A 24,013-nucleotide genomic window follows, 5' to 3' on the forward strand; every position below is an offset into this window, starting at 1 on the left:
TCTATATGCCTTAGGCTTTCGCCATCCAAATCCATGATCGGTCCGTGATAGGTGAGCTTGTCCCGGAGATGCTTTTGCGTCAGTAAAATGGACGCTCCGCTGTCCTCCAGCATATAGTGAATCCGTTCCTCCGGATAATTCGGATCTATCGGCAGGTAGGCTCCGCCCGCTTTGAGTGTTCCCAGGATGCCGATGACCATTTCCATGGAACGCTCCGCCATGATGGCGATGATATCATCTGGCTTCACTCCCCGCTCTCTCAAGACTGTAGCCAGCTGATTCGCCTGCTCGTTCAGCTCCCAGTAGGTCAGCGTTTGCTCTCCCCAGACTAAAGCCGGGTGATCTGCTCTTTGCTCCGCTCGTTTCTCAAACAACCCGTGGATCGTTTGATCCTTCGGATATTCCGCCTCCGTATGGTTAAAACCGCGAACTAGCGTACTCCTTTCTTCCTCTGGCACGATTTCGATTTGCGAAATAAGAGTTTCACTTTGCTCCATGACTTGAGCAAATAAATATTCAAAGTGGGAGATAACGTTCTCAATGGGGATGAATCTTTCAAAAGCCTGTATCTGATAGTCAAAATTAACGGCTACATCCGCTTCACCTTCTTGTCCCCATATCAGGAGATTGAGTGCATTTCTTTCATGATGATGCGGCATACTTACAATCCGGCTTGCTGCGCCGATCAATGCTTCTCTCGTTTCCTGTTCTTCGAAAGAAAGCGATATATCAAACAGTTTGCCTTTCTCATTGCTATTCTCGTAAACCGCCCGGTAAATTTCACCGAAAGACATTTTCTGATGTCGATAGCATTGCATAAGCTCACGTTTGATGCTCTTAATCAGTTCTTTGAAGCTTATATCTTTCTCGGGGCTGATCCGCAGCGGCAGCACGTTGGCGAAATGTCCCATAGTCTGCTTATATTTCGCTTTGCTCCGATTAAAAACCGGGACGCCGATCACCATTTCGGTCCGATTGCAAATCTTGCTGAAATACAGGAACAGTATGCCTAAAAAATAGTGGAACGACGAGCATCCTTCCTCTTTGCAAAATTCAATCATTTGATTGTATAACGCCTTGTTTATAGTTAAGGTTCGCCGAGCACTCCAAACGGAATCACCGTCACCATCATCGATATCCATGCCTCTGCTAAACAGAGGCTCGGGAATGGTCAGATATTTGTTCTGCCAGAACGCCCTGTCTTTTAAAAAGGCCGGAGAATTCAGATAATTCTGATTATCGGAAATAAAATCAGCATAGGAATAGAGCGTTCTGTTCATTTCGCCAATTCCTTGCACCAATTTATTGTAATTGTCAAACATTTGACTGATTAAGAGAGCAAATCCCCATCCGTCGATCACCAAATGATGAACTTTAAGTAAAATGAAGTATGTGTTCGGGGCACCTTTCAACAAAACAAATTGAAAATAGCAGTCCTCTGGTTGAAAAGGTTTTAAAAACTCATTTTTCATCCAGTTGATGCAAAAAGAGTTTGGGTTTTCCTTCACCGAGAAATCATGAAACGGAACTTCATAGTCAGCTTCCGGCAGAAATGTTAAATAAGGCTCTCCCTTTTTATCAATAAAACGGGCACTCAGAGAATCATTTTGTCTGATTAACAACTGCATGGACTGGCTAATGATAGCGGTATTCAGGTTTCCTTTAACCTCAACATACCCACCAATATTGTAAATGGGCTTCCCAGGGTACATGCACTGTTCGAACCATATATCTTTCTGATAGGAACTTAACGGATACTCCTTGACACTTATTACGCTCGTTTGCATAAAATTCCCTCCTGTTGTTAATCATTTCATGCGTTCTACTCCGTATGCCCAGTCATTTCCCGCTACAAATAAAAGAAGCCTGTTCCCATATAAAAGCACAGGAACAGACAGCAGACTTCACCCGGTTGTGCCAAAAAAAGTAAGTATGATCTGTCGCTGTATCCACACCTTTAGGTTCCTTAGCACCAAAATGCAGCAAGCTTTGTTATCAGTTCGGTTGAATTTTCGAAACGTTTTATTTTTATAAATATTCACAATACGTTGTTAGATGCTGATTAAAACATTATATCGAGCCACTAAATTCCTCTCATCCCCCCCCTCCCAAGATTCAGAGATACCAACCTGCACAACTTTAGCGGCTTAGCTTTTCTAAATGATGGATATGTGATCCGCCTAGTATACACCCTAATATTGATACATATATCAAATTAATTGTATAATATGAAAAATATCTCATTTTGTCAATTAGTTCTAAGTTTTTAATATCTGTGTTTTCACAAGCGACATTCTATGAGGTTACGACAAAATGACGTTCCAAAGCTTCTCTCGCATTCGACGTTTCGCCGAAAATAGCGACGTGAGTGTACACGGGGAGTGACTGACAGTTGGAGTGTAACTTCGGAAGAGTAAAACGTGCTTTTTCCAACGTTTTTAGGAGAAAGCCAAAATCAAACCAGGAAAACAAGAGGGAACCCCCCTCCGCCTGTGAACGAAGCATTCGTGTCAACCAGGCGTCTAGGAGCGCACATGGACGATATCACCCTAGTCATGGTGGTGTTAGACAGCGTATCGGCGAAGTTCATTACCCAACGAAATATTCCAGTGTTTTAGCGACGATTACTTCGATCTCAGCACCTGGTTGGAAACGTGGCTGACCATCTCAATCTCACCGGCTGTCAAGGTAAACTGCATCGCCTTCACATTTTCCTCGGCATGATGTACTTTTGAAGCCCCAGGTATCGCAAATACGTCCTCTCCATGAGCGTTAATCAGCCAATTCAGGGCAATCTGCGTTGGCGTCACATTATATTGTTGAGCCAGCTGTTCCAATGTTTCAATCAGCGGCTTCGATCTCCGCAGCCCCGAATCCCGGAATGCCGCCGTCCACTTGCGCGGGCCCTTGATCGACTTGACCAGAGAAGGATTTTTATGGAATTTTCCACTTAAGATCCCCTGCATTAACGGAGAGTATGCGATGATTGCCACGCCGAGCTCTTTGGCCGTATCCAGAATTCCGTTCTGTTCGATTCTCCGGTCGAGTAGGCTGTATTTCACTTGATTCGAAACTAGGCGAAGGCCGTGCTCACGCAGCACACGATCGGATTCACGTATTTGTTGCGCGGAAAAGTTGCTTACGCCCACATATTTAATCTTTCCTTGCCCAACCAGTTTAGCCATCGCATTCATCACGGCGCCAACCGAAGCAAAGGAGTAAGGCGAATGCACCTGGTAGAGGTGAATTGTCCGTTGATCCAAATGGCGAATACGTTCATCAATCGTTGCTGTGATACTGCCTGCGGTGCGAAAGGCCGGCCACCATTTCGTAGCGATATTCGCCTGTTCTGCGAGCGGTCCTCCGATCTCATTCAGCGTGCCCGCCAGTAGCTGTTCAGACTGTCCGCCACCGTATGCTTCAGCGGTATCAAACCAATTAATTCCACCTTCTAAACTGGTCTGTACGATTTGCCGTATATCCTCCCGCCGCAGCACCGGCCAGAATTTCCCGACTATCCCTTTTCCATTGCTGAACTGCCAGCACCCAAGCCCAAGCGGTGACAGCTTTAAATCCGAGTTGCCCAGCTTGCGTAATTGCAGTGAGCCTGCTACATTTACCGTTTTCTCTTCCACGATCCTTCCATCATCTCCTTTAAAAAAGTTTTCATGTGAAGCGATCGCGTTCACGTTTTAAACACATAACACAACTTTACTTCCTGATTTGCACAGTCCGCTAAGGGAAGTTTTTTGAACGCTATGCATAGAGTTCGCTTTATAAACTACCTAGAAAAAATACTTTTGCATAACCCTTATTTGTTTTATCGGTTGGAAGCTTACAAATGTTTAATAAAATGTTATACAAGCATCTGTTATGGGTAATTTTGGGGTACGGAACATAAAAAAAGATGACTCCTGATGAATTCAGAAATCATCTGATGACAGCTAAAAAGGCCTTCTTTTTCAATCTGTCGAAAATCATACTCTGTACCTGTATCAGTTTTCCTCACGAACGCTAAGCTGCCCTGTACCTGGTTCATTCAGAACAATTCTTGCTTTGACGGTCGATTCATCTTTACGCTTAAAAGATAGCAGCTGTGTCTGCCCCTTCGTCAACAGAGACTTGAGCATCGTTTCCGTAATCTGCTTGCCAGCATATTCCTTCCAGACGACAAAGCCGCAGCCCTGCTTGTAGTTGCTGCATCCATATCCTTTGCGGCCTTCGATAATGCTCCCGCCACAATTCGACCGCGGGCAGCTGCCTAAAGCCTGCCTTTGGCCCGGCGAAGTGCCCGACGGCTCGGCGGACGAAGCTCGCGCTGCTCTCGCGCTTGAACTACTCCCAGCTGAACCCGATGCAGCCGCAGTACGCCCTCCTGCGCCCGATGGCACTTGCTCCAGTGACGATGCTCCGCCCGAGTTGTTGGTACGCCGTGACGGAGCGCGTGCAGCCCTTTGGGTGGTGATGCTTCCGCTTGCGCCTCCACTACGGGTGGCTCCCTTACTACCCGTACGCTTGCCCCTCGCTTCCTCGCCAAAAGCGTTTGCTGGAGCCGGTGGTTGCTGCCTCACCTTGTCAATAATGGATAACGTAAACTTTTTAACGTTATCCATAAACTTTTCCTGGGCAGCTTCTCCCTTTGAAATTTGATGCAGACGGCGTTCCCATTGTCCTGTCATCTCCGGCGAAGCTAGCAGGTCGACCCCCGCGTTGCGGATCAGGTCAATTGCCATTTTCCCCTTATCCGTAATGAGAATCTTTTTGCCTTTCATTTCAATATAGCCGACCTTCTTCAAACGTTCAATGGTGGCGGCACGTGTCGCAGGTGTACCTAATCCAGCATCCTTCATGACCTCACGTAATTCCTCGTTCTCCATCTGCTTGCCTGCGCTCTCCATTGCTTTTAGCAATGTGCCCTCTGTGTAGCTTTTAGGCGGCTGTGTCACCTTTTCTTTCATCTCGGCGCGAATACAATCCACCGGACGGCCTGCATCAATCTCAAACTTTTTGTCCGTCCATTCGTCTGTTTCCTCTTCTTCCTCTTTCTTCGGTGCTTTGCTCTTTTTGCCTTTATCCTGATCAGCCTTGCTCAAAACTACTTTCCAGCCCAAGGACAGAAGCTCCTTAATGCTTGTTTTGAACAAATGCTTGTCCACTTGGGTCATCACAGTATGCATTTTATATTCGGCAGGCGGGAAGAAATGTGACAAAAACCTGCGGATGATCAGGTCATATACATTTTGTTCCTCCTTGCTGAGCGTTCCCGGTCTTTTCAGCGTAGGCAATATAGCATGGTGATCCTCAACACGGGCTGGATTGCAGACAGCTTTATTCTGTTTATGGACCAAATTGGGGTTCGCTTGCTGTACCAGATCAGAATAAGGACCTGTGCCCAGCATACGAAGCGCCTTGTGCATGCCGTCTATATTTTGCTCCGTTACATAGTTGGAATTGGTACGCGGATAGGAAATGACCTTATGCCGCTCATAGAGCGCTTGTGCAACATCCAGCGTTTTTTTGGCTGAATAACTATACTTGGCATTCGCCTCACGTTGAAGCAGTGTCAAATCGTACAGCTTGAAAGGATATTCCTTCGTCTGCTTCACATCATATTTTGTGATTTCACCTGTTTTTCCGCGAACTGCCGCTGCTATCGCCTCAGCTTCTTCCGGCTTGGTCAACCGATCTCCTTGCCACGCACCTTTATACTTGGTTTGATCTTGCTTAAACTCTGCCCACACGTCATAAAAGGTTTGAGACTGAAACGCCTCAATTTCCTTTTCCCGGTCATGAATCAATGCCAGTACAGGAGTCTGCACCCGTCCGACCGACAGTAACGCGTTATGCCGTGTTGTAAAGGCTCTGGAAGCATTCATACCGATCAACCAGTCTGCTTCACTTCGTGCCCGCGCAGCCTGAGTTAGAAACTCAAACTCCGATGCATCTCGCAAGCGTTCAAAGCCTACTGCAATACTCTCCGCCGTTAAATCTGAGATCCATAGTCGCTTGACCGGCTGACGCAGCTTTAACTGCTGTTGAATCAAGGCAAAAATATATTGCCCCTCTCGCCCCGCATCACAAGCATTCACGATTGCATTACAGCGTTTGGCCAGCTCACCAATTATTTTCAGCTGATCTTTTGTTTTCGGATTCGGTACAATTTTAAACTGCTCGGGGATAATGGGAAGATCTTTAATATTCCAGCGTTTGTATTTGGCATCGTATGCATCCGGCTCAGCGAGACCCAGCAAATGACCGATCGCCCAAGTTACAATGTATTTCTCCCCCTCCAGATAGGTACGGTTATTTTTGGCCCTCGGCTCCATAACAGCCGCAATAGTGCGTCCCATATCCGGTTTTTCAGCAATAATTAACGTCTTCATTCATATTCCATTCCTTCCTGACGGCCTTCTGCTTCCCTTCCCTGACTCACACGTAATAAACGAAAGGTAAATGAAATACAGGCAGGGCCTCATGCAAAAGGAGCCTTCTCCCGGCGAAAGCTCCTTTGTCCATTCACTTGGTCTAGCGCTCCAACAATATACGTGTATTATACCATAGATACCATCATTCTCTCAGGTGATGATTTACGAAACCTTGTAACGTTAATAGTTACTGTCATTATCTATAAGGTCTATGTAAGAGCTATAAAGGATGATGTTTTAAATGAATTTTCATCTAAAATCACTCCCCACATAACCACGAGAGTTATATTTATGTGATTATATATAACACATAAAACGTTTTTTTGATTATTTCCGCAAAATAATTTCATTGTTCAATAAAAAAGCTACACTTCATTCCTGTTATATGTTATGATCGCTGTATAAAACAGACTTAGAGATTTGGAAAATATTTTATAAGTCATATTATATAACATTAAATTCACAATCCTTTACATACAATGATAACAAATAATGTTTTAGAAAAATCTCGTAATTCAATGGTTATCCATTCGCATTTTACAAACCTGAGCACGCTAGTCCTTTAAACGCAACAAAGCCCCATCCGAGGATGGAGCTTTGACTGGATAACTTATATTTACACCAAAACGGTAGCGCCCATCAGGTATTTATCGACCTCACGTGCGGCTTCCCGACCTTCATTAATGGCCCACACAACAAGGCTTTGCCCGCGGCGCATATCACCAGCAGCAAAAACCTTATCTACATTCGTAACATATTTCCCGTAACGTGCTTTAACATTGGAACGACGATCAGTTTCCAAACCAATTTGCTCAACAATCGTTTGCTCAGGACCGTCGAATCCAATAGCAATGAGAGCAATCTGTGCCGGGAATACACGCTCCGTACCCGGAACCGGCTGATAGATTTTACGCCCCGTTTCATCGACAATACGCTGAATTTGAATCGTGTGTAGCTCTTTCAAATTACCGTTCTCATCACCTACAAACTTCGTTGTCATGATGGAGAACTCACGCGGATCTTCCCCGAATATCGCCTTCGCTTCCTGCTGTGCATAATCGAGAGAGTACACGTTTGGAAATTGTGGCCAAGGATTGGCAATTGGGTCACGTTCCAAAGGAGCTTTGGCATGTGTGCCAAATTGAGTGACGCTTCGACAGCCATGACGTAAAGAAGTAGCTACACAATCCGAACCTGTGTCACCACCACCGATCACAATAACATCCTTACCTTGAGAGGACAAATAGTTGCCATCTTCCAGATTGGAATCCAGGTAGCTCTTGATGGTACCATTCAAATAATCCATCGCATAATGAACGCCATTCAAATCGCTACCTTCAATATTGAATTCTCTCGGCTTCGTAGAGCCACCGCACAGTACAACCGCATCATACTCAGCAATCAGCTGATCGGTAGGAATATCCTTTCCGATCTCTGTATTCGTAATGAACTGAATGCCCTCCGCCTCCAGTAAATCCACACGACGCTGAACAACCTTTTTGTCCAGCTTCATGGAAGGGATGCCATACATCAGCAGCCCGCCAACACGATCCGCACGCTCATACACGGTTACGCTGTGTCCTGCTTTGTTAAGCTGCGCAGCAGCAGCCAGTCCTGCGGGACCCGAGCCGACAATAGCTACCCGTCTGCCTGTACGCTTTTCAGGCGGATTAGGGACAATCCAGCCTTCCTCAAAGCCTTTTTCGATAATAGCTTCCTCAATCGTCTTAATCGTAACAGATTGCCCGATCAGGCCGACCGTACAGGAGCCTTCACAAGGAGCAGGACAGACACGCCCAGTAAATTCCGGGAAATTATTTGTTTTGTGTAGCCGATCCAGTGCTTCCTTCCACAAACCGCGATATACGAGATTGTTCCATTCTGGAATAAGATTATGAACCGGGCAGCCCAAAGTCGCCCCCATAATGTCCATTCCCGTATGACAATAAGGAGTTCCGCAGTCCATACAACGTGCCCCTTGGGTACGCAGCTCTTCTTCGGACATATGCTTATGGAATTCTTCCCAATCCTTAATACGCTCTGCCGGATCCCGATCTGTAGGAAGCTGTCGTGTGTATTCCATAAATCCAGTTGGTGTAGACATGTTACGTTCCCCCATCTCTTCGCTTATGAACCCCGTTCATCCATTCAGAATTTGAGCTAAATTCGAATTTGTCTGTTTGTATCATGAAAGGGTCTATTCTCGTTGAATTTGATTTATTGTATCACAATACAGCACAAAAGTAATGAAAACTTATGCAACTTTCTGCATCAACAGCCAAAAGGATTTTTTATATGGTTCATTAATTTTTCAAATGAGCGAGGTCAAATGTATCCAATCTTACTTCGTCCTCTCGTAAACGACAAAACGGTAGTCGTACGGGTTTCTTTCATCCTTGACACCGGGAGTTTCACTGACTACATTCCAGCCGTTCCAATCCAGCTCAGGAAAAGTCGTATCTCCCTCGAAATTCTCATCAATTCTGGTAACGATTAGCCGATCAGCATGTGTCCAGAACAGTGAATAAATCTCTGCGCCGCCGATGATCATCAGTTCTCCCTGCGCCGCCAATTGGAGACCTGCTTCCAGAGAATGGATCACTTCTGCGCCCTCCGCCAGATAGCTCTGATCGCGGGTCAAAATAACGTTACGCCGTATAGGCAGGCTTTTTCCACCAAAGGATTCCCATGTCTTGCGCCCCATGAGTACGGTTTTACCGATGGTCTGCTCCTTGAAAAATGTCATATCTCTCGGCAGGCGCCAAGGAAGACTGTTATCCCGGCCAATGACGCCGTTTTGTGCCATAGCCCATATCATCGAAATGCTCATAACTCACAGCTCCCCCAAATCAGATAGCGACAGGCGCCTTGATACCCGGATGATATTCATAGTTCTCAAAAGCAAAGTCCTCGTACGTATAATCAAATATCGAATCCGGTTTACGAAGGATTTTGAGCTGAGGCAATGGATAAGGATCACGCTCTAGCTGCGTATGCACTTGTTGCATATGATTTGAATAAATATGCACATCGCCGCCTGACCAAATGAATTCGCCTGGCTCCAAACCACACTGCTGTGCAACCATATGCGTTAGCAATGCATAACTGGCGATATTGAAAGGAAGGCCAAGGAAGGTATCGACTGAGCGCATGGTCAGCATGCAGGAAAGCTTCCCTCCGGCCACATAAAACTGAAATACGAAATGGCATGGCGGGAGCTTCATTGAATCGATTTCAGCCACATTCCAGGCACTGACGATATGTCGTCGGGAATCCGGGTTGTTTTTAATCGCTTCAATGACATTTGTAATCTGGTCGATATGTTGTCCGTCTGTTGTTTCCCACGCACGCCATTGTGAGCCATACACAGGGCCCAGATTCCCCTGCTCATCTGCCCATTCGTCCCAAATGGTAACCCCGTTCTCTTTGAGGTAAGAAATGTTAGTATCTCCCCGCAAGAACCACAGCAACTCATGGATAACGGATTTCAAATGTACTCTTTTAGTTGTCATCAAGGGAAAGCCCTTGGCCAGATCAAAGCGGAGCTGTCTTCCGAAAACAGAAAGTGTTCCCGTCCCTGTACGGTCCTCTTTTTTCACTCCATTCTCCAATATATCCTCCAGCAGTTCCAAGTAATTGCGCACTTTATTTCTCTCCTTTAAGCATGAATAAACACCAGTATTCATAAAATCTGGACGTAACTGAACGTAAAACCGTTTCACGTTAACGAACAGCATCCAGTATTCCAAAGCCCGCAGCGTCAAATTCTAATCTAGAAAAGACCTGCTATTCTGCACCCATATCTATATTTAGTTTATCATGGACTACGCATTATTGACTATCCACTGTGTGAATTTTCATCGTCGTCCTGAAAATCCTAAAATATGAAAAAAAGAGGCAAAGAACGCAGATATAGCGCTCCTTGCCTCTCTTTCCATGTATGAAAATCAAAAACAAGATAATGAATTGGGATTAGCGACGTGGTGCCAATGCATGGATCGGATGACCCAGCACGACTTCCGCTGCTTCCATAACGATTTCGCCCAATGTAGGGTGAGCATGAATAGTCAAGGAGATATCTTCGAGTGTAGCACCCATTTCAATCGCCAGACCCAGCTCAGCAATAAGGTTGGAAGCTTCCAGACCTACGATTTGCGTACCCAGTACCAGACCTGTGTCTGCGTCAGCTACGATTTTAACAAAGCCTTCAGTAGCGTTCAGGGAAACGGCACGACCGTTTGCTCCATAAGAGAACTTGCCAACTTTGACATTGTGGCCTTTTTCTTTGGCTTGTGTCTCAGTGTAGCCTACGCTGGAGCATTCTGGATCTGTGAAAACAACAGCCGGAATACATTTGTAGTCTACTACAGACGGTTCGCCTGCGATCGCTTCAGCAGCCACTTTACCTTCGTAAGAAGCTTTGTGAGCCAGAGCAAGACCAGCAACGATATCGCCGATTGCAAAGATATGAGGAATGCTAGTGCGTCCTTGGTGGTCAACTTTCACCAGTCCGCGCTCATCCAGTTCTACACCGATCATATCCAGACCCAGTTCACCGTCCGTGTTTGGACGACGTCCAACGGTCACAAGCAGGTAATCAGCAGTTACTTCTTTGCTTTCGCCGTTAACGGAGAATTTCACCGTTACGTCTTTATCTGTTTGCTCTGCACTTTCCGCTTTAGCGCCAGTGAAGATTTCAATACCAGTTTTCTTCATGCTCTTCGCTACGATCGAAGTCATATCCTTGTCGAAGCCAGGAAGAACGGTATCCATACCTTCAATGATTGTTACTTTGGAACCGAATTTGGAGTACATTTGTCCAAGCTCTGCACCAATGTATCCACCGCCAATTACGATCAGGCTTTTTGGAATTTCAGGCAGGTTCAACGCTTCTGTAGAAGACAGAATACGTCCGCCGAATGGGAATGGTTTCAATTCGATTGGACGGGAACCTGTTGCGATAATCGCATTTTTAAAACGGTAGCGTGGTGATTCATGTTCGTTGAATACACGCGCTTCGTTTTCGTTGATGAACATGCACTCACCATTGAAAACTTCAACTTTGTTGCCTTTGAGCAGACCGCTTACGCCGCCAGTCATTTTCTTAACAACACTGTTTTTGAATTCTTGTGTTTTAGCAAAGTCAACTTTTACGTTCTCAGCAGTAATACCAAAAGACTCGCCGTGTTGGGCAGCTTCGTATTGATGAGCTGCAGAGATCAAAGCTTTGGAAGGAATACATCCACGGTTCAAACAGACACCGCCCAACTCCGATTGGTCAACGATCAATACGCTTTGTCCCAATTGTGCAGCACGGATAGCAGCTACATAGCCGCCAGGACCCGCACCGATAACCAATGTGTCAATATCCAGAGAAGCGTCTCCTACTACCATTGATTACACCTCCATAACAAGCAACTCAGGGTTAGCGAGCAGCTGTTTGATATAGTTCATGAAGTTTTGAGCAGTTGCACCGTCAATAATACGGTGGTCAAAGCTCAAGGAAAGAGCCATTACAGGAGCAGCAACAATTTCACCGTTTTTCACGACTGCTTTTTCACTGATACGGCCAGTTCCCAAGATCGCAACTTCAGGGAAGTTGATGATTGGAGTAAAGAACATACCGCCTGCGGAACCGATGTTAGAGATAGAAATTGTGCTTCCTCTCATCTCATTGGCAGCCAGTTTACCATCACGACCGCGTACAGCCAGATCACGAATGGAATCAGCGATCATCCAGATGCTCTTACGGTCAGCATCTTTAATTACAGGAACGATCAGACCGTTGTCTGTATCTGTAGCAATACCGATGTTGTAGTATTTTTTGTAGACGATTTCGTTTGCTTCTTCGTCGATCGAGGCATTCAGAGCCGGGAATTGACGGGAAGCTGCAACCAATGCTTTTACGATGAATGGCAGGTATGTTACTTTCGTGCCTTTCTTCTCAGCGATTGGTTTCATACGAGTACGGAAAGCAACCAGCTCGGTTACGTCCACTTCGTCCATAATCGTAACGTGTGGAGCTGTGTAAGCCGATTTAACCATAGCGTTGGAAATCGCTTTGCGGATACCTTTAAATGGTACGCGATCTTCCTCAGCACGCGGATCTGCTGCTGGTGCAGATGGCGCTGCAGCTTTCGCTTCTTTTTTAGCTGGCTCTTGTGCTTTTGCAGTTTCTTTCGCTGCTGGTGCAGCCGCTTGGCCTCCACCATTTTTGAAGGCTTCTACATCTTCTTTAGTGATTTTACCATTTTTTCCAGATCCACTCACTTGAGCGATGTTTACACCTTGCTCACGTGCAAATTTGCGTACGCTAGGAGTAGCCAGCACGTCTTTGTTTGTTGCAGCAGGAGTTGCAGCTGGTTTTGTGTTAGCTCCGCCTTGTGCAGCATCCTGTTCTTGTTTAGCGGCAGCCGGTGCTTCTTCTTGTTCAGGAAGCTCACCCTCTGCAGCAATTACTGCCACAACTTGACCTACGTTAAAGATGTCCCCGTCTTTGGCAAATACTTCTTGAACCGTACCATTGACCGGACATGGAACTTCAACTACAGCCTTGTCGTTTTGTACTTCCATAATGATATCTTCATCTGTTACTTTATCGCCGGGCTTGATGTGCATCTTGATGATTTCGCCTTCGTGAAGACCTTCGCCCAGCTCCGGGAATTTATATTCAAATCTAGCTGTACCTGCAGCCCCGCCTTGTGCAGCAGCACTCGGCTCAGAGCTAGCAGCTGGTGCTTCCGGTGCTTCTTCCTGTTCAGGAAGTTCACCTTCTGCATCAATTACAGCTACGATTTGACCTATGTTAAAGACGTCTCCGTCTTTGGCAAATACTTCTTGAACCGTACCATTGACCGGACATGGAACTTCAACTACAGCCTTGTCATTTTGTACTTCCATGATGATATCTTCATCTGTTACTTTGTCGCCGGGCTTGATGTGCATCTTGATGATTTCGCCTTCGTGAAGACCTTCACCCAGCTCCGGGAATTTATATTCAAATTTAGCCACGTTTAAAACCTCCCAAATTTACGGTGTGCTTTAATTAAAATTCCAGTACTTTATTAACCGCATCAATGATACGTGTTGGCGTTGGCAACCAAGTATCTTCAATTTGAGCAAAAGGATAAACGGTATCTGGACCTGCCACACGCAGAACTGGTGCTTCCAGATGCAGAATTGCTTTTTCGTTAATTTGTGCAATCACTTCAGCAGCTACGCCAGAGCTCTTTTGCGCTTCTTGAACAACGATGGCACGATTTGTTTTTTGAATGGAAGCCACGATTGTATCAATGTCAATTGGGCTAACGGTACGCAGGTCAATAATTTCGACTTTAATACCTTTTGTTTTTTCCAGTTCATCAGCAGCTTTGACAGAAGTGTGTACCATCAAACCATAAGTGATGATTGTAACATCGGAACCTTCACGAACTACGTTCGCTTTACCCAGCTCAACTGTGTAATCATCCTCAGGAACTTCAGCGCGGAATGCATGGTACAAGTTCAAATGCTCCATGAAAAATACTGGATCGTTATCGCGAATAGCCGCGATCATCAGACCTTTTGCATCGTAAGGATTGGAAGGGACAACAACCTTGATACCCGGTGTTTGAGCCAGAAGTCCTTCCAGGGAATCTGTATGCAGCTCAGCCGCTTTAACCCCGCCGCCAAAAGGCGTACGGAATACGATTGGAGAATTGTAACGTCCACCGGAACGATAGCGCATACGGGATGCTTGAATCGCCATTTGGTCGAGTGCTTCAAAGATAAAGCCTACGAACTGGATTTCAGCTACAGGGCGGAATCCTTGGACACCCAGACCCACAGCAAGACCCCCGATTGCGGATTCCGCCAACGGAGTATCAAATACACGTTCTTCGCCAAACTCTTTTTGCAGACCTTCTGTTGCGCGGAATACACCGCCTACATGACCTACATCTTCACCGAAAAGCAGGACGTTAGGGTCGCGTTTCAACTCTACGCGCAGTGCGTCACGAATCGCTTCTTTCATGTTCATTTGTGCCATTTGCTTCATTTCCTCCTTAAACATTGACAGATCAGTTTCAGTTCAGGTCCAATTGAAAGAGAGACCGGATCGGGATCCCACCCGGTCTCTCTGATTTATTTCAAGCTCAATTATTTAAAATCAGCTTTTTGTTCTTCCAGATGCTTAGGCGTAGATTCGAACATGCTGTCGATCAGGCCAGAAATGGTCATTTTTTCTGTTTTCTCGGCTTTTTTGATCTCTTCGTTCACTTTCGCTTTAGCTTCTTCTTTTACGCGTGCTGTATCTTCTTCAGTCCAAAGACCTTTTTTCTCAAGATATTTCGCAAAACGGGCAATCGGATCTTTCGCATTCCATTCGCCTTCTTCTTCTTTCGAACGATACTTACTTGCATCGTCAGACAGGGAATGTGGACGGAAACGGTAAGTTACAGCTTCGATCAACGTCGCGCCTTCGCCGTTACGTCCGCGTTCAGCAGCTTCTTGAACAGCCTTGATAACTGCGAGTACGTCCATTCCGTCGATTTTCACGCCTTTGATACCGGCAGCAATCGCTTTGTGAGCGATCGAAAGAGCAGCCGTTTGCTTCGCAAATGGAGTTGTGATTGCGTAGCCATTGTTTTGCACAAAGAAAATAACTGGCAGCTTATATACACCAGCATAGTTCAGGCCTTCGTAGAAGTCACCTTCGGAAGAACCGCCGTCACCTGTATATGTAATGGCGACTTGTTTTTGTTTTTTCAGTTTGTATCCCATTGCAATACCCATAGCGTGCAAAATTTGCGCGCCGATGATGATTTGCGGCATCAATACATTAACACCGTCCGGCACTTGGCCACCATGTTGATGACCACGGGAATACAGGAATGCTTGATATAATGGCAGGCCATGCCAAACGATTTGCGGAATATCGCGGTAGCCTGGGGCAATAAAGTCTTCTTTTTGGAGTGCATATTCACTACCAATCATTGTTGCTTCTTGTCCGGATACCGGAGCGTAGAAGCCGAGACGTCCTTGACGACCCAAGTTAACGGCACGATCATCCCAAGTACGTGTAAATACCATGCGATACATAATTTCTTTCAACTGATCATCTGTAAGTTCAGGCAATTTATCTTTATTGATAATTTCACCATCCGGAGAAAGCACGGACAGAGCCTCAACTTCCTCTGTGTACACTTCATAAGGAACCTTGCTCATTTTCTTCACCTCAACAAAAAAATTTGAATATCAAGTTCCGCTGTTATAGGATTATTATACACCTGTTATATCGCTTGCGTCAAAGATTTAGTTATTTTTTTTGAGTTCGCCACATTTTTGTGTATGTAACAGGTAACACTTTTTACTATAACAGCTTAGTACATGATTGAAATTTTAAACATCTATTGCAATCAGGGTAATCTTAACTTATTGTGATCCCGAATGCAAAATTATACCCCAGAAAGGTGACAAATAATGACGGATTCCCGGTATTTGAAACGAACCATCCTAAAAGACGAAATAAACAGCCGCTTTCTTGGCGAAACCAGAACACTCCGTATTTATTTACCGCCCGGCTATAATGAAATTTTGAGCTATCCGGTTGTGTACTGTCAGGACGGAGAGGAATTTTTCAATTTTGGCCGTATAGCAACACAGGCAAACCGTCTCATTCTGGACGAAGGCGTTGAGCCTTTCATCATCGTCGGCGTTGAAGTCAACACGAAAATCAGAACTCAGGAGTATGCTCCCTTCGGCAATCGCTTTGAGGCGTATACCGCCTGTTTTGCAGAAGAGATTATTCCCTATGTGGAACAGAAGTATCCTATAAGAAGAGATGCATCGTCCCGGATTCTGGCTGGAGATTCACTAGGGGGCAGTGTGTCTCTGCATTTAGCCTTGCTATATCCCCAACTGTTCAATCGTATTATCAGCCTGTCCGGTGCTTACTATGAAGCTTCACAAGAAATTATCGCTCGTGAGCGTGATCTGTCCCATCTGCGGGTGTGGATGACGGTTGGTCTTCAAGAAGATGCGTTTGAGAGCGACACCGGCATTTACAATTTTGTAGAGCTTAACCGCCAATGCGCTGATTTGCTGCGCGAGCGGAACGCCGAGGTTTCCTATCGAGAAAAGGACGGCAAGCATTTGTGGGGCTTTTGGCAAAATGAGCTGCCTGACGCGCTAATGTATTTTTTAGATCGCGCCTGAGTGAAGCTTTTCCAAAGCTACAGAGATTACCGGGGATTGGGCATTTGTTGACCAGATTAGGTCATTATGCTCTTTCCTCTTTTTTCTCCGCATGTTGGATACGCTTTCAAAATTGTAACGAAAAACGGCATTTTTTGCCGTCTTCTGTCGTTCACATTATAGCTTTTCTTCTATGATTTTGTCCAGCAAGGCATTGCAACCCGCGTCCATTAATCGGTATGTTTCTTCAAAATTCCCGGTAAAATACGGGTCCGGTACTTCTCTCAGCTTTTCTTGTGGCAGCAGGTCCATGAATTTTAAAATGTCAGCCTCCGCTCCGCCCGCGAGTTTGCGTATGTTTCGTTCATTGGAATCATCCATACACACAATATAATCAAACGCTTCAAAATCATGGCCTTTCATCTGTCGCGCCTGTATACCTTGTTCACTAATTCCGTGCAGCTTGAGTTGCTTTAGCGTTCCCTCATGCGGGGGATTTCCGATATGCCAGTCTCCTGTTCCTGCCGAGTCTACCCGAATTTTCGCATCTAGTCCCCGTTCCTGCGCTTTATGTCTCAGTACCGCCTCCCCCATAGGGGAACGGCAAATATTACCCAAACACACAAACAAAACGTTAATCATTTCGCTCTCCTTCCTAATTACACATTACAATTCCTTTTTCCTGTTCCATTGTAGCTATGCCCTCCAAAATTGTGCAAGCCATATTTAACGCGTTATACTTAAAAGCTGATGAGCTATGTAGACGTATGGCAGAAGAAAGGATGTTGGATATGACGAAGAAGCGCGCAATTGTATTTTCCGGCGGTCGTCTTGGCGAGGAAGAGCTACAACAAATACAACCCGGGGATTTCATTATTGGTGCAGATAAAGGCGCCCTTTTCCTGATCGAACACGGCATTACGCCACACGTATCTGTAGGAGACTTTGATTCAGTAACACCTGAGGAAAAGTCACGGGTTGAATCTGCAAGTAAACGTATGCTTTCGTGCGATCCGGTACTCAAGGACCTGACAGATACAGAGCTTGCTCTGGAAATTGCCATGGATGAGCAGGCAGAGCATGTGCTTATGCTTGGCGTTACGGGTACGCGGATGGATCATACTCTGGCTAATGTTCAAATATTGGTACGTGCGATGCAACATCATATAGGCTGTGCCATTATGGACGCCCATAACTATATTGAACTCACTGGATCAACGCTGGAGATTGAGCCTATGGGCTATACATATACATCGCTAATTCCTATGACTGCCGAAGTAACCGGTATAGAACTGGATGGATTCATGTACCCACTGCATAATGCCACACTTAAAATGGGACAATCGCGCGGTGTCAGCAACCAGCTGATCGCTCCAAAAGGAACGATTTCCATCGAAAGTGGACTGCTGCTTGTGATCCAAAGCAAAGATTAATTATTACATTATTGTAACCTTTGAAAAAGAACTTTTTTCGTTTGAAACCCTTGATAATCAAGAGTTTTTATCATGTATTCCGATTTTTGAGATTCGATATTTTTTACAAATTGTAATTTTTAATCGTTTTTTAATAATTGGCTTGTAAGCCTTGTCCCTCAAGCATTTGAGCGTGCTTTTCCAACTATTAGGCGACTTTAAAGCTGTTATACTCAACGCTGTAAGTTAGTTAGCAACTCAGCAAAATATTGCACAAATCAATTTCTGGAGGTACTTACAACATGAACATGCATAAAATCATAAAAAAGGCAATTATCACAGGAATGGCAGCTACTATCGGCTTTGGAACGTTTGCATTAGAGGGAACAAATACGGCTCAAGCTGCCACCGCTACTACTTCTGTAGGTCAAAAAATAATTAACTACGGTGAAAACTATATGGGGACTCCTTACAAATTTGGAGCTTCCACAAGCACTACACGCAATTTTGATTGCTCTTCCTTCATGAAGCACATATTTCAGAAATACGGCGTTGACTTGCCTCGCACCTCTGTTGCACAATCGAATGTTGGACATGCCGTATCCAAGTCCAATCTGAAAAAGGGTGACCTTGTGTTCTTTTCGAGCGGTAGTCGCGCCACAGGTCGCAACATTACACATGTAGCGGTCTATGCAGGCGGAGGTAAAATTTTACACACATACGGTAAACCGGGCGTTACACTCTCCGATTTGAATTCCGGCAACTGGAAAAGAACATACATCAAAGCACGCCGCGTGCTGTAGCATTCATTTGATTAACGTATTCAAGCCGGGACACAGGGTCTCGGCTTTTTTATATTTTCCAATACTATACTACTCTGCTTCCGGGGGTGTTCTGAGTGAATAGCCGATACCTCGTTGCGTGCGAATCATTTTGAATCTTTGCCCTTTGTCTACCTTGACTCTCAAATGCCTGATATACACGTCCACTACGTTCGTATCTACAATATAATCATGCTTCCAAACATCCTTCAAAATTTGCTGCCTGCTGCAAACCTGATTAAGATGTATAGCCAGGTGAAGCAAAAGATCAAATTCCTTCGGAGTTAATTCCAGCTTCTGCCCGCCTCTGTTTACCAGTCTGCTTCCACTATCAATATGTAAATCACCCGCCTGTATCGGCCTTTTCACAACACGTGCAGCACCAAAAATCCGCAATAAATTAGCCACTCTGGCTTGAAACACTCTAGGGGAAAAGGGTTGGACAATCACATCGTGTGCCCCCTGCTCAAAACAGGAAACAATATGGTTCTCATCATCTGATGAGGTCATTATGAATATTGGAACAGTGGGATCATTTTGTTGCATGGTACGGATCAAGCCTTGTGTATCAGGCTGCTCATTATCCATATTCAGAAGCAGCAAATTCACAGAATTCTCGTCTAAATAAGACTTTCCCTCCGCTATATTGCGGGCGTTAACCACCTGATAGCTTTCCTGCTCCAACTGACGTGTATACGTAGTAGCAGATGCTTCATTCCCATCCACGAGTAAAATTAACGGGTTCATTCTTCTCACCCACCTGTGTTTGGACATAGGACTGCAATATGGATACAGACGTATTTGATACAAACGATTCGAACCTATTTATTATATTGTAACAAAAAAGCAGTGAAATCATTCCACGAAGGAAGACTTCCTGCTTTTACGGTTTAGCCTAAATAGCGGTGATAGATTTTCCTTGCTTCTGTGACGTCTTTTGTTCCGTGTATTAATGCTCTCCCATCTTCAAAAATAACCAAACGGTGCGTCCCTACACTAAAAGAAACCAGAAACGGATTGTGCTCCACTGTTCCCTCTTCCAAAGAAGCCAGCCTGTCTGCTGTTTCTTTAAGATTCACCTGTATCGACTCTGCTGGTCTAATTTGAACGGTATCCCTGCCGCACAGCACATCTGTTTTCTGGCGATGAGCTGCCGACAAATACGGATACGTCGGGTGGCTACCGCAAGAAGGACAATCCGTTTTTTTGGCGCTATCCACTGTTATCGCTACATACTCATTTTTCCACAGATCAAACGAAAGCAGCTTTCCCCTGAGATCATCAGGATATCCGCCGAGTAGCTTGAAAGCTTCCGTGGTCTGGTTGGCCGTAACCATCTGCACCGCCTGTGGAATGATCCCTACGGTATCACAGGTTTCACCGCCGAACGGTACAGCTCCAAGCAGACAATGAAGACAAGGTGTTTTCCCTGGTAAAATAGTATACGTTACCCCATAGCTGCCAACACATCCCCCATAAATCCAGGGAATGCGATGCTTTTGTGCCATATCGTTCATAAGTAGCCGGGTATCAAAGTTGTCGGTGGCATCCATAATGAGGTCTACTCCCTGAATCAGCTCCTCCAATTCCTCTACTCCAACATCCAGTACATGTGCGTGTATGATCGTTTCCGAACTGATTTCCTTTAGTCTTCGCTGGGCAGCTACTGCTTTGGGACACCTCTCTGCGGCGTCACTCTCCTGAAAAAGCTGCTGGCGCTGCAAGTTACTCCACTCCACATAATCCCGGTCTGCGATGGTCACAGTGCCTACGCCTCCGCGAACGAGCGTTTCCGCAATTCCGGTACCCAGCGCTCCAGCGCCTATGATCAGTACGTGGGACGAAGCTAGTCGGCGTTGTCCTTCCGGCCCGAAAGGGGCGAATCTTTCCTGTCTGGAATAGCGATCACTTGGTTGTACTTGTACACCAGCTTTTTCAGTCGCCTTCATGCCTGAACCAAGCCTTCTGTCGGGCTACTTGCAGATGCATAACGTTTTACAGGAATCAGGCCCGCCTCAAAGCCGTATCTGCCCGCGCGAACAGCCAGCTTCATCGCCTCAGCCATTTTCACAGGGTCCTGAGCTCCTGATACAGCTGTATTCAACAGCACGGCATCTGCCCCCAGTTGCATCGCCATTGCTGCATCTCCAGGTGAGCGAATGCCGGCATCGACGATAACCGGAACCTCCGCTTGTTCAATAATAAGTTCCAATGAGAATGGGTTTAGCAGGCCGCGTCCTGTACCAATGGGTGAAGCTCCAGGCATAACAGCATGTACGCCAAGCTTTTGCAGCCTTTTGGCTAGAATCACATCATCCGATATGTAGGGCAGCACGATAAAACCTTCCTCCAGCAGTTTTTCACTGGCCTTGAGTGTTTCAAAAGGATCAGGCAGCAATGTCTTGCTATCCCCAATGACCTCCACCTTAATCATGTCGCACAGACCTGAGGCTCTCGCCAGCTTAGCGATACGCACTGCCTCATCCGCCGTTGTCGCTCCTGCCGTATTGGGAAGCAGCGCATAACGACTCAAATCCAGTGTATCCAGAAAATGTTGCTTATCCCGTTCCTCCAAATTTAATCTTCGCACGGCAAATGTTAATATTTCGGTCTCCGCAGCTTCCACAGCTTTGGATTGAATATCCAGATCAGGGAATTTTCCTGTACCCAATAACAGCCTTGACGTAAAAGATGCTTTACCAATCGTTAACATGATTAACCGCCTCCCACAAAATGTACAATTTCCAAGCTGTCTCCATCCTTCAGTACCGCTTCATCATGATCTTCACGAGTCAATATATGATGATTCAGCTCCACCACTACAGTTTTCACTTTCAAATCCAGCTCTTTCAGCAGTTGATCCACATGAATGATCCGATTGGAAAAGGTCATGTTCTGACCGTTAATCGTCAGCTTCATTCGCTCGCCTCCTTTATACGTTCAGGAGAAAAGCCGCTTATTCCAAGCTCAGCCACACTAGCCCCTTTTAACAGAGCTGCTATCGCACGCCCGGTAGCTTCACTCAGCAACACACCGTTCCGGTAATGCCCGACCGCGGCATATACTCCTTCTACGCCGGGAACAGGCCCAATACAAGGACGCCCCGCCACTGCCTGCGGACGCAAGCCCGCCCAAGTGCATATAAAAGAAGCTTCACGGACGCGAGGCAACCAGGCAGAAGCACGGGCCAGCAGCCCCTCCAGGCTTCCAATGCTCACCTCTTTGTCAAACTGATGCGGCAGACTCGTCGCTCCAATCCAAAGCTCGTTGTTCCGCTTGGGCACTAAGTAAATATCATCGGCGTAAAGGGTATATTCCAACGGATGTTCCTTCAAGGAGACTGAAACAGCCTCACCCTTGACCGGATAAAGCGGATATTCAAAACCGACCTGCTCCAGCAGTCTCATACTATCCAAGCCTCCAGCAATAATGACCTGATCACAGGAAAAAAAGCCACTGTCTGTTTGTACGCCGCAAACTCGCCCATGCTGTACTACAAGTTGCTCCGCCTGTGTACCAGAGCATATTGTTGCTCCCAGTACGACAGCTGCCCCCGTATAAGCACGACAAAGCTGGGCAGGAGAAATCTGTGTCTCCTTTGATCGGTATATAGCCCCGATCACTTGACCATCCAAACCTGGAATTCGGCGAGCCAATTCTCTGGCATCCCACCACACAGGATGATCAACCTCTTGCGCAATAGCCGCATTCCAGCGTTTTTGCCCCTCTGCTTCCGAACGGAAGGGAGTCACAAATCCTTCTGTACGGAATTCCACCGAAACACCAGACAAACGCTCTAGGTCACGAACCAGCTCGGGAAATGCATCCCGGCTTGTGCGAGCGAACTGTGCCAATTCAGGGTCGGTGAATTCTTCACTCTCTGCTGCCAGCATCCCAACCGCAGCCCCTGAGGCTCCCCCGCCCGGAATGAATCGTTCCACCAATATCGTACTGCGACCCTCCTTGGCCACATGATAAGCAATGGAACTACCGATGACACCTCCACCAATCACCAAGCATTCAGCGTGTCCAATAGCTTGTACCTCTGTTTTTATCTCTGGCATATGTTCCATCTCTCCTCTCCACTAACGATTCTGCTTGCAGCGATCTCCTACTTTCATTTCACCACTACATGCTGTGCACTACCCGATCCACCATTCGCTTGTACGCCATCGCAGCCGCAACGGGGGACTCAGCCTCCCAGATGCCGGACATCACCGCAATTCCGCTTGCACCCGCAGTATACAGCTCGTGAATATGGCGTGGTTGTATGCCGCCTAGAGCAATCACAGGAATGTTCAGCAGCCTGCATATGCGCTCAAGCTGTGCTATACCTCGCGGAGTAACACCAGGCTTGCAGTGAGTCTCATACACATGGCCATAGAGTACATAATGCGCTCCTGCCCGTTCGGCAGCCTGTGCCTCCTCCAAGGAATGCACCGACACCCCACAGCGCATATCCTCTGAAAGTAAGCTTTTGACAGCTGCAACAGGTAATCCGTTAGCCGGTAGCTGGATAGCTCCAACGGAGGTAAGCAAAGCAACATCCACCCGGTCATTTACTGCAATTTGCTGTAAAGGAACTCCTCGATTCACCATACTGCGGGTTAAAGCAAGCAATTCAGATGCGCCCTTCTGCTTCAAGCGCACGTGTACATAATGAACATACGGATGAATAGCAGCAGCCACTTGGGCAGTATGTGCATGTGCACTAAAATCGCCTTCCATCGTAATTACGTGCAATTCGATCTTATTCTCACCTCACAATGGACTAAATGGTTGTAAGCTGACCCTGTATCTTTACAGTCTCATATCGTGCTATACGTTATGGACTAACCACGTTTACCAGCAAAAAAATGAAGGGGTACGGTATATGAATACGAATATATGAACAAGAACGAAAACGCAAAAAAACCACTTCCCGAAGGAAGTGGTTTAACGTACGTCCAATAACCAAACGGATCATTATATCCGTATACGTATATCGTCCCACATACAAACAAAGTAATAAATTCGTTACCTCGTTTGTACGGCGCTCACTTCCCTACGCTGGCATAACCCAGATCAGGTGCAAAGGGTCCGAAATCCGTTTATTCCGTCTCAGCCGCATGGGCGGCTCCCCTAGTGTAACTATTTTATTGTATCAGCTAAAGATAGCTTAGCATAATTTCCTAATCCTGCA

20 protein-coding genes and 1 riboswitch are annotated in these 24,013 nt (G+C 46.1%); of the genes, 3 read left to right on the forward strand and 17 right to left on the reverse strand.

Annotated elements, in window-relative coordinates; translation table 11 throughout:
- From ABH897_RS26390 to pdhA, 10 genes are all read right to left on the reverse strand, one after another.
- Nucleotides 1–1,787: condensation domain-containing protein (locus tag ABH897_RS26390; protein WP_404592914.1), on the reverse strand; the 1,787-nt coding region annotated here is incomplete at its 3' end.
- Between the two features lie 837 nt (nt 1,788–2,624).
- Nucleotides 2,625–3,635: an aldo/keto reductase gene (locus ABH897_RS26395; RefSeq protein WP_404520189.1), complete on the reverse strand. Its 1,011-nt coding sequence runs from the start codon at nt 3,633–3,635 to the stop codon at nt 2,625–2,627.
- A 360-nt stretch (nt 3,636–3,995) separates the two neighbouring features.
- The gene (locus tag ABH897_RS26400; RefSeq protein WP_404592915.1) at nt 3,996–6,383 is read right to left on the reverse strand and encodes a type IA DNA topoisomerase; all 2,388 of its coding nucleotides are present in this window, start codon (nt 6,381–6,383) and stop codon (nt 3,996–3,998) included.
- Between the two features lie 658 nt (nt 6,384–7,041).
- Complete coding sequence (locus ABH897_RS26405) at nt 7,042–8,529, reverse strand: glutamate synthase subunit beta (RefSeq protein ID WP_404580416.1); 1,488 nt, start codon at nt 8,527–8,529, stop codon at nt 7,042–7,044.
- A 237-nt stretch (nt 8,530–8,766) separates the two neighbouring features.
- Nucleotides 8,767–9,255, reverse strand: a complete 489-nt coding sequence (locus tag ABH897_RS26410; RefSeq protein ID WP_404580417.1) for a dihydrofolate reductase — start codon at nt 9,253–9,255, stop codon at nt 8,767–8,769.
- Nucleotides 9,256–9,274: 19 nt separating this feature from the next.
- On the reverse strand, nt 9,275–10,069 hold the full coding sequence (thyA, locus tag ABH897_RS26415) for a thymidylate synthase (protein ID WP_283652081.1): 795 nt from the start codon (nt 10,067–10,069) through the stop codon (nt 9,275–9,277).
- A 328-nt stretch (nt 10,070–10,397) separates the two neighbouring features.
- Nucleotides 10,398–11,819, reverse strand: coding sequence for a dihydrolipoyl dehydrogenase (gene lpdA / locus ABH897_RS26420; RefSeq protein ID WP_404520196.1), 1,422 nt, complete (start codon nt 11,817–11,819; stop codon nt 10,398–10,400).
- A gap of 3 nt (nt 11,820–11,822) precedes the next feature.
- Nucleotides 11,823–13,436 carry a 2-oxo acid dehydrogenase subunit E2 gene (locus ABH897_RS26425; RefSeq protein ID WP_404592916.1) on the reverse strand — a complete coding sequence of 538 codons (1,614 nt, stop codon included), beginning with the start codon at nt 13,434–13,436 and terminating at the stop codon, nt 11,823–11,825.
- A 34-nt stretch (nt 13,437–13,470) separates the two neighbouring features.
- On the reverse strand, nt 13,471–14,451 hold the full coding sequence (locus tag ABH897_RS26430; protein ID WP_014281492.1) for an alpha-ketoacid dehydrogenase subunit beta: 981 nt from the start codon (nt 14,449–14,451) through the stop codon (nt 13,471–13,473).
- Nucleotides 14,452–14,561: 110 nt separating this feature from the next.
- Complete coding sequence (gene pdhA, locus ABH897_RS26435) at nt 14,562–15,629, reverse strand: pyruvate dehydrogenase (acetyl-transferring) E1 component subunit alpha (protein ID WP_283652084.1); 1,068 nt, start codon at nt 15,627–15,629, stop codon at nt 14,562–14,564.
- 255 nt (nt 15,630–15,884) lie between these two features.
- Between pdhA and ABH897_RS26440 the strand changes: the two genes are divergently transcribed.
- On the forward strand, nt 15,885–16,619 hold the full coding sequence (locus tag ABH897_RS26440) for an alpha/beta hydrolase (RefSeq protein WP_044648253.1): 735 nt from the start codon (nt 15,885–15,887) through the stop codon (nt 16,617–16,619).
- Between the two features lie 156 nt (nt 16,620–16,775).
- Here the strand turns inward: ABH897_RS26440 and ABH897_RS26445 are convergent, their stop codons facing one another.
- A complete protein-coding gene (locus ABH897_RS26445; RefSeq protein ID WP_404580422.1) occupies nt 16,776–17,240 on the reverse strand; it encodes a low molecular weight protein-tyrosine-phosphatase in 465 nt (154 codons plus the stop codon).
- A gap of 149 nt (nt 17,241–17,389) precedes the next feature.
- Between ABH897_RS26445 and ABH897_RS26450 the strand changes: the two genes are divergently transcribed.
- Both ABH897_RS26450 and ABH897_RS26455 read left to right on the forward strand, forming a co-directional pair.
- A complete protein-coding gene (locus ABH897_RS26450) occupies nt 17,390–18,031 on the forward strand; it encodes a thiamine diphosphokinase (RefSeq protein ID WP_283652087.1) in 642 nt (213 codons plus the stop codon).
- Between the two features lie 281 nt (nt 18,032–18,312).
- Nucleotides 18,313–18,813, forward strand: coding sequence for a C40 family peptidase (locus tag ABH897_RS26455; protein ID WP_283652088.1), 501 nt, complete (start codon nt 18,313–18,315; stop codon nt 18,811–18,813).
- A 69-nt stretch (nt 18,814–18,882) separates the two neighbouring features.
- On the opposite strand, the gene ABH897_RS26460 is transcribed toward ABH897_RS26455, so the two are convergent.
- The 6 genes from ABH897_RS26460 to ABH897_RS26485 all read right to left on the reverse strand — a co-directional run bounded on the left by ABH897_RS26460 (nt 18,883) and on the right by ABH897_RS26485 (nt 23,574).
- Nucleotides 18,883–19,578 (reverse strand): response regulator transcription factor, encoded by a 696-nt coding sequence (locus tag ABH897_RS26460; protein WP_404520199.1) that lies wholly within the window; start codon nt 19,576–19,578, stop codon nt 18,883–18,885.
- Nucleotides 19,579–19,721: 143 nt separating this feature from the next.
- Nucleotides 19,722–20,780 carry a ThiF family adenylyltransferase gene (locus ABH897_RS26465; protein ID WP_404580423.1) on the reverse strand — a complete coding sequence of 353 codons (1,059 nt, stop codon included), beginning with the start codon at nt 20,778–20,780 and terminating at the stop codon, nt 19,722–19,724.
- Complete coding sequence (locus ABH897_RS26470) at nt 20,777–21,544, reverse strand: thiazole synthase (protein WP_283652091.1); 768 nt, start codon at nt 21,542–21,544, stop codon at nt 20,777–20,779. The genes ABH897_RS26465 and ABH897_RS26470 overlap by 4 nt, the downstream gene beginning before the upstream one ends.
- A 2-nt stretch (nt 21,545–21,546) precedes the next feature.
- Nucleotides 21,547–21,750 (reverse strand): sulfur carrier protein ThiS, encoded by a 204-nt coding sequence (thiS, locus tag ABH897_RS26475; protein ID WP_283652092.1) that lies wholly within the window; start codon nt 21,748–21,750, stop codon nt 21,547–21,549.
- Nucleotides 21,747–22,895 (reverse strand): glycine oxidase ThiO, encoded by a 1,149-nt coding sequence (gene thiO, locus ABH897_RS26480; RefSeq protein ID WP_283652093.1) that lies wholly within the window; start codon nt 22,893–22,895, stop codon nt 21,747–21,749. Before thiO ends, thiS begins: the two co-directional genes overlap by 4 nt.
- Nucleotides 22,896–22,959: 64 nt before the next feature.
- Entirely contained in the window at nt 22,960–23,574 is a 615-nt protein-coding gene (locus tag ABH897_RS26485) for a thiamine phosphate synthase (RefSeq protein ID WP_283652094.1), read from the reverse strand.
- A 281-nt stretch (nt 23,575–23,855) separates the two neighbouring features.
- Nucleotides 23,856–23,964, reverse strand: a riboswitch (TPP riboswitch).
- Between the last annotated feature and the right edge of the window lie 49 nt (nt 23,965–24,013).

It is taken from the genome of Paenibacillus sp. RC73, from assembly GCF_044908085.1.
In the GTDB taxonomy this organism is placed as follows: domain Bacteria; phylum Bacillota; class Bacilli; order Paenibacillales; family Paenibacillaceae; genus Paenibacillus; species Paenibacillus terrae_A.

Coding starts and splice junctions, on each gene's coding strand:
- ABH897_RS26400 (WP_404592915.1), bottom strand. CDS start 6,383: ATGAAGACGTTAATTATTGCTGAAAAACCGGATATGGGACGCACTATT.
- ABH897_RS26405 (WP_404580416.1), bottom strand. CDS start 8,529: ATGTCTACACCAACTGGATTTATGGAATACACACGACAGCTTCCTACA.
- ABH897_RS26410 (WP_404580417.1), bottom strand. CDS start 9,255: ATGAGCATTTCGATGATATGGGCTATGGCACAAAACGGCGTCATTGGC.
- lpdA (WP_404520196.1), bottom strand. CDS start 11,819: ATGGTAGTAGGAGACGCTTCTCTGGATATTGACACATTGGTTATCGGT.
- ABH897_RS26430 (WP_014281492.1), bottom strand. CDS start 14,451: ATGGCACAAATGAACATGAAAGAAGCGATTCGTGACGCACTGCGCGTA.
- pdhA (WP_283652084.1), bottom strand. CDS start 15,629: ATGAGCAAGGTTCCTTATGAAGTGTACACAGAGGAAGTTGAGGCTCTG.
- ABH897_RS26440 (WP_044648253.1), top strand. CDS start 15,885: ATGACGGATTCCCGGTATTTGAAACGAACCATCCTAAAAGACGAAATA.
- ABH897_RS26445 (WP_404580422.1), bottom strand. CDS start 17,240: ATGATTAACGTTTTGTTTGTGTGTTTGGGTAATATTTGCCGTTCCCCT.
- ABH897_RS26450 (WP_283652087.1), top strand. CDS start 17,390: ATGACGAAGAAGCGCGCAATTGTATTTTCCGGCGGTCGTCTTGGCGAG.
- ABH897_RS26455 (WP_283652088.1), top strand. CDS start 18,313: ATGAACATGCATAAAATCATAAAAAAGGCAATTATCACAGGAATGGCA.
- ABH897_RS26460 (WP_404520199.1), bottom strand. CDS start 19,578: ATGAACCCGTTAATTTTACTCGTGGATGGGAATGAAGCATCTGCTACT.
- ABH897_RS26465 (WP_404580423.1), bottom strand. CDS start 20,780: ATGAAGGCGACTGAAAAAGCTGGTGTACAAGTACAACCAAGTGATCGC.
- ABH897_RS26470 (WP_283652091.1), bottom strand. CDS start 21,544: ATGTTAACGATTGGTAAAGCATCTTTTACGTCAAGGCTGTTATTGGGT.
- thiS (WP_283652092.1), bottom strand. CDS start 21,750: ATGAAGCTGACGATTAACGGTCAGAACATGACCTTTTCCAATCGGATC.
- thiO (WP_283652093.1), bottom strand. CDS start 22,895: ATGCCAGAGATAAAAACAGAGGTACAAGCTATTGGACACGCTGAATGC.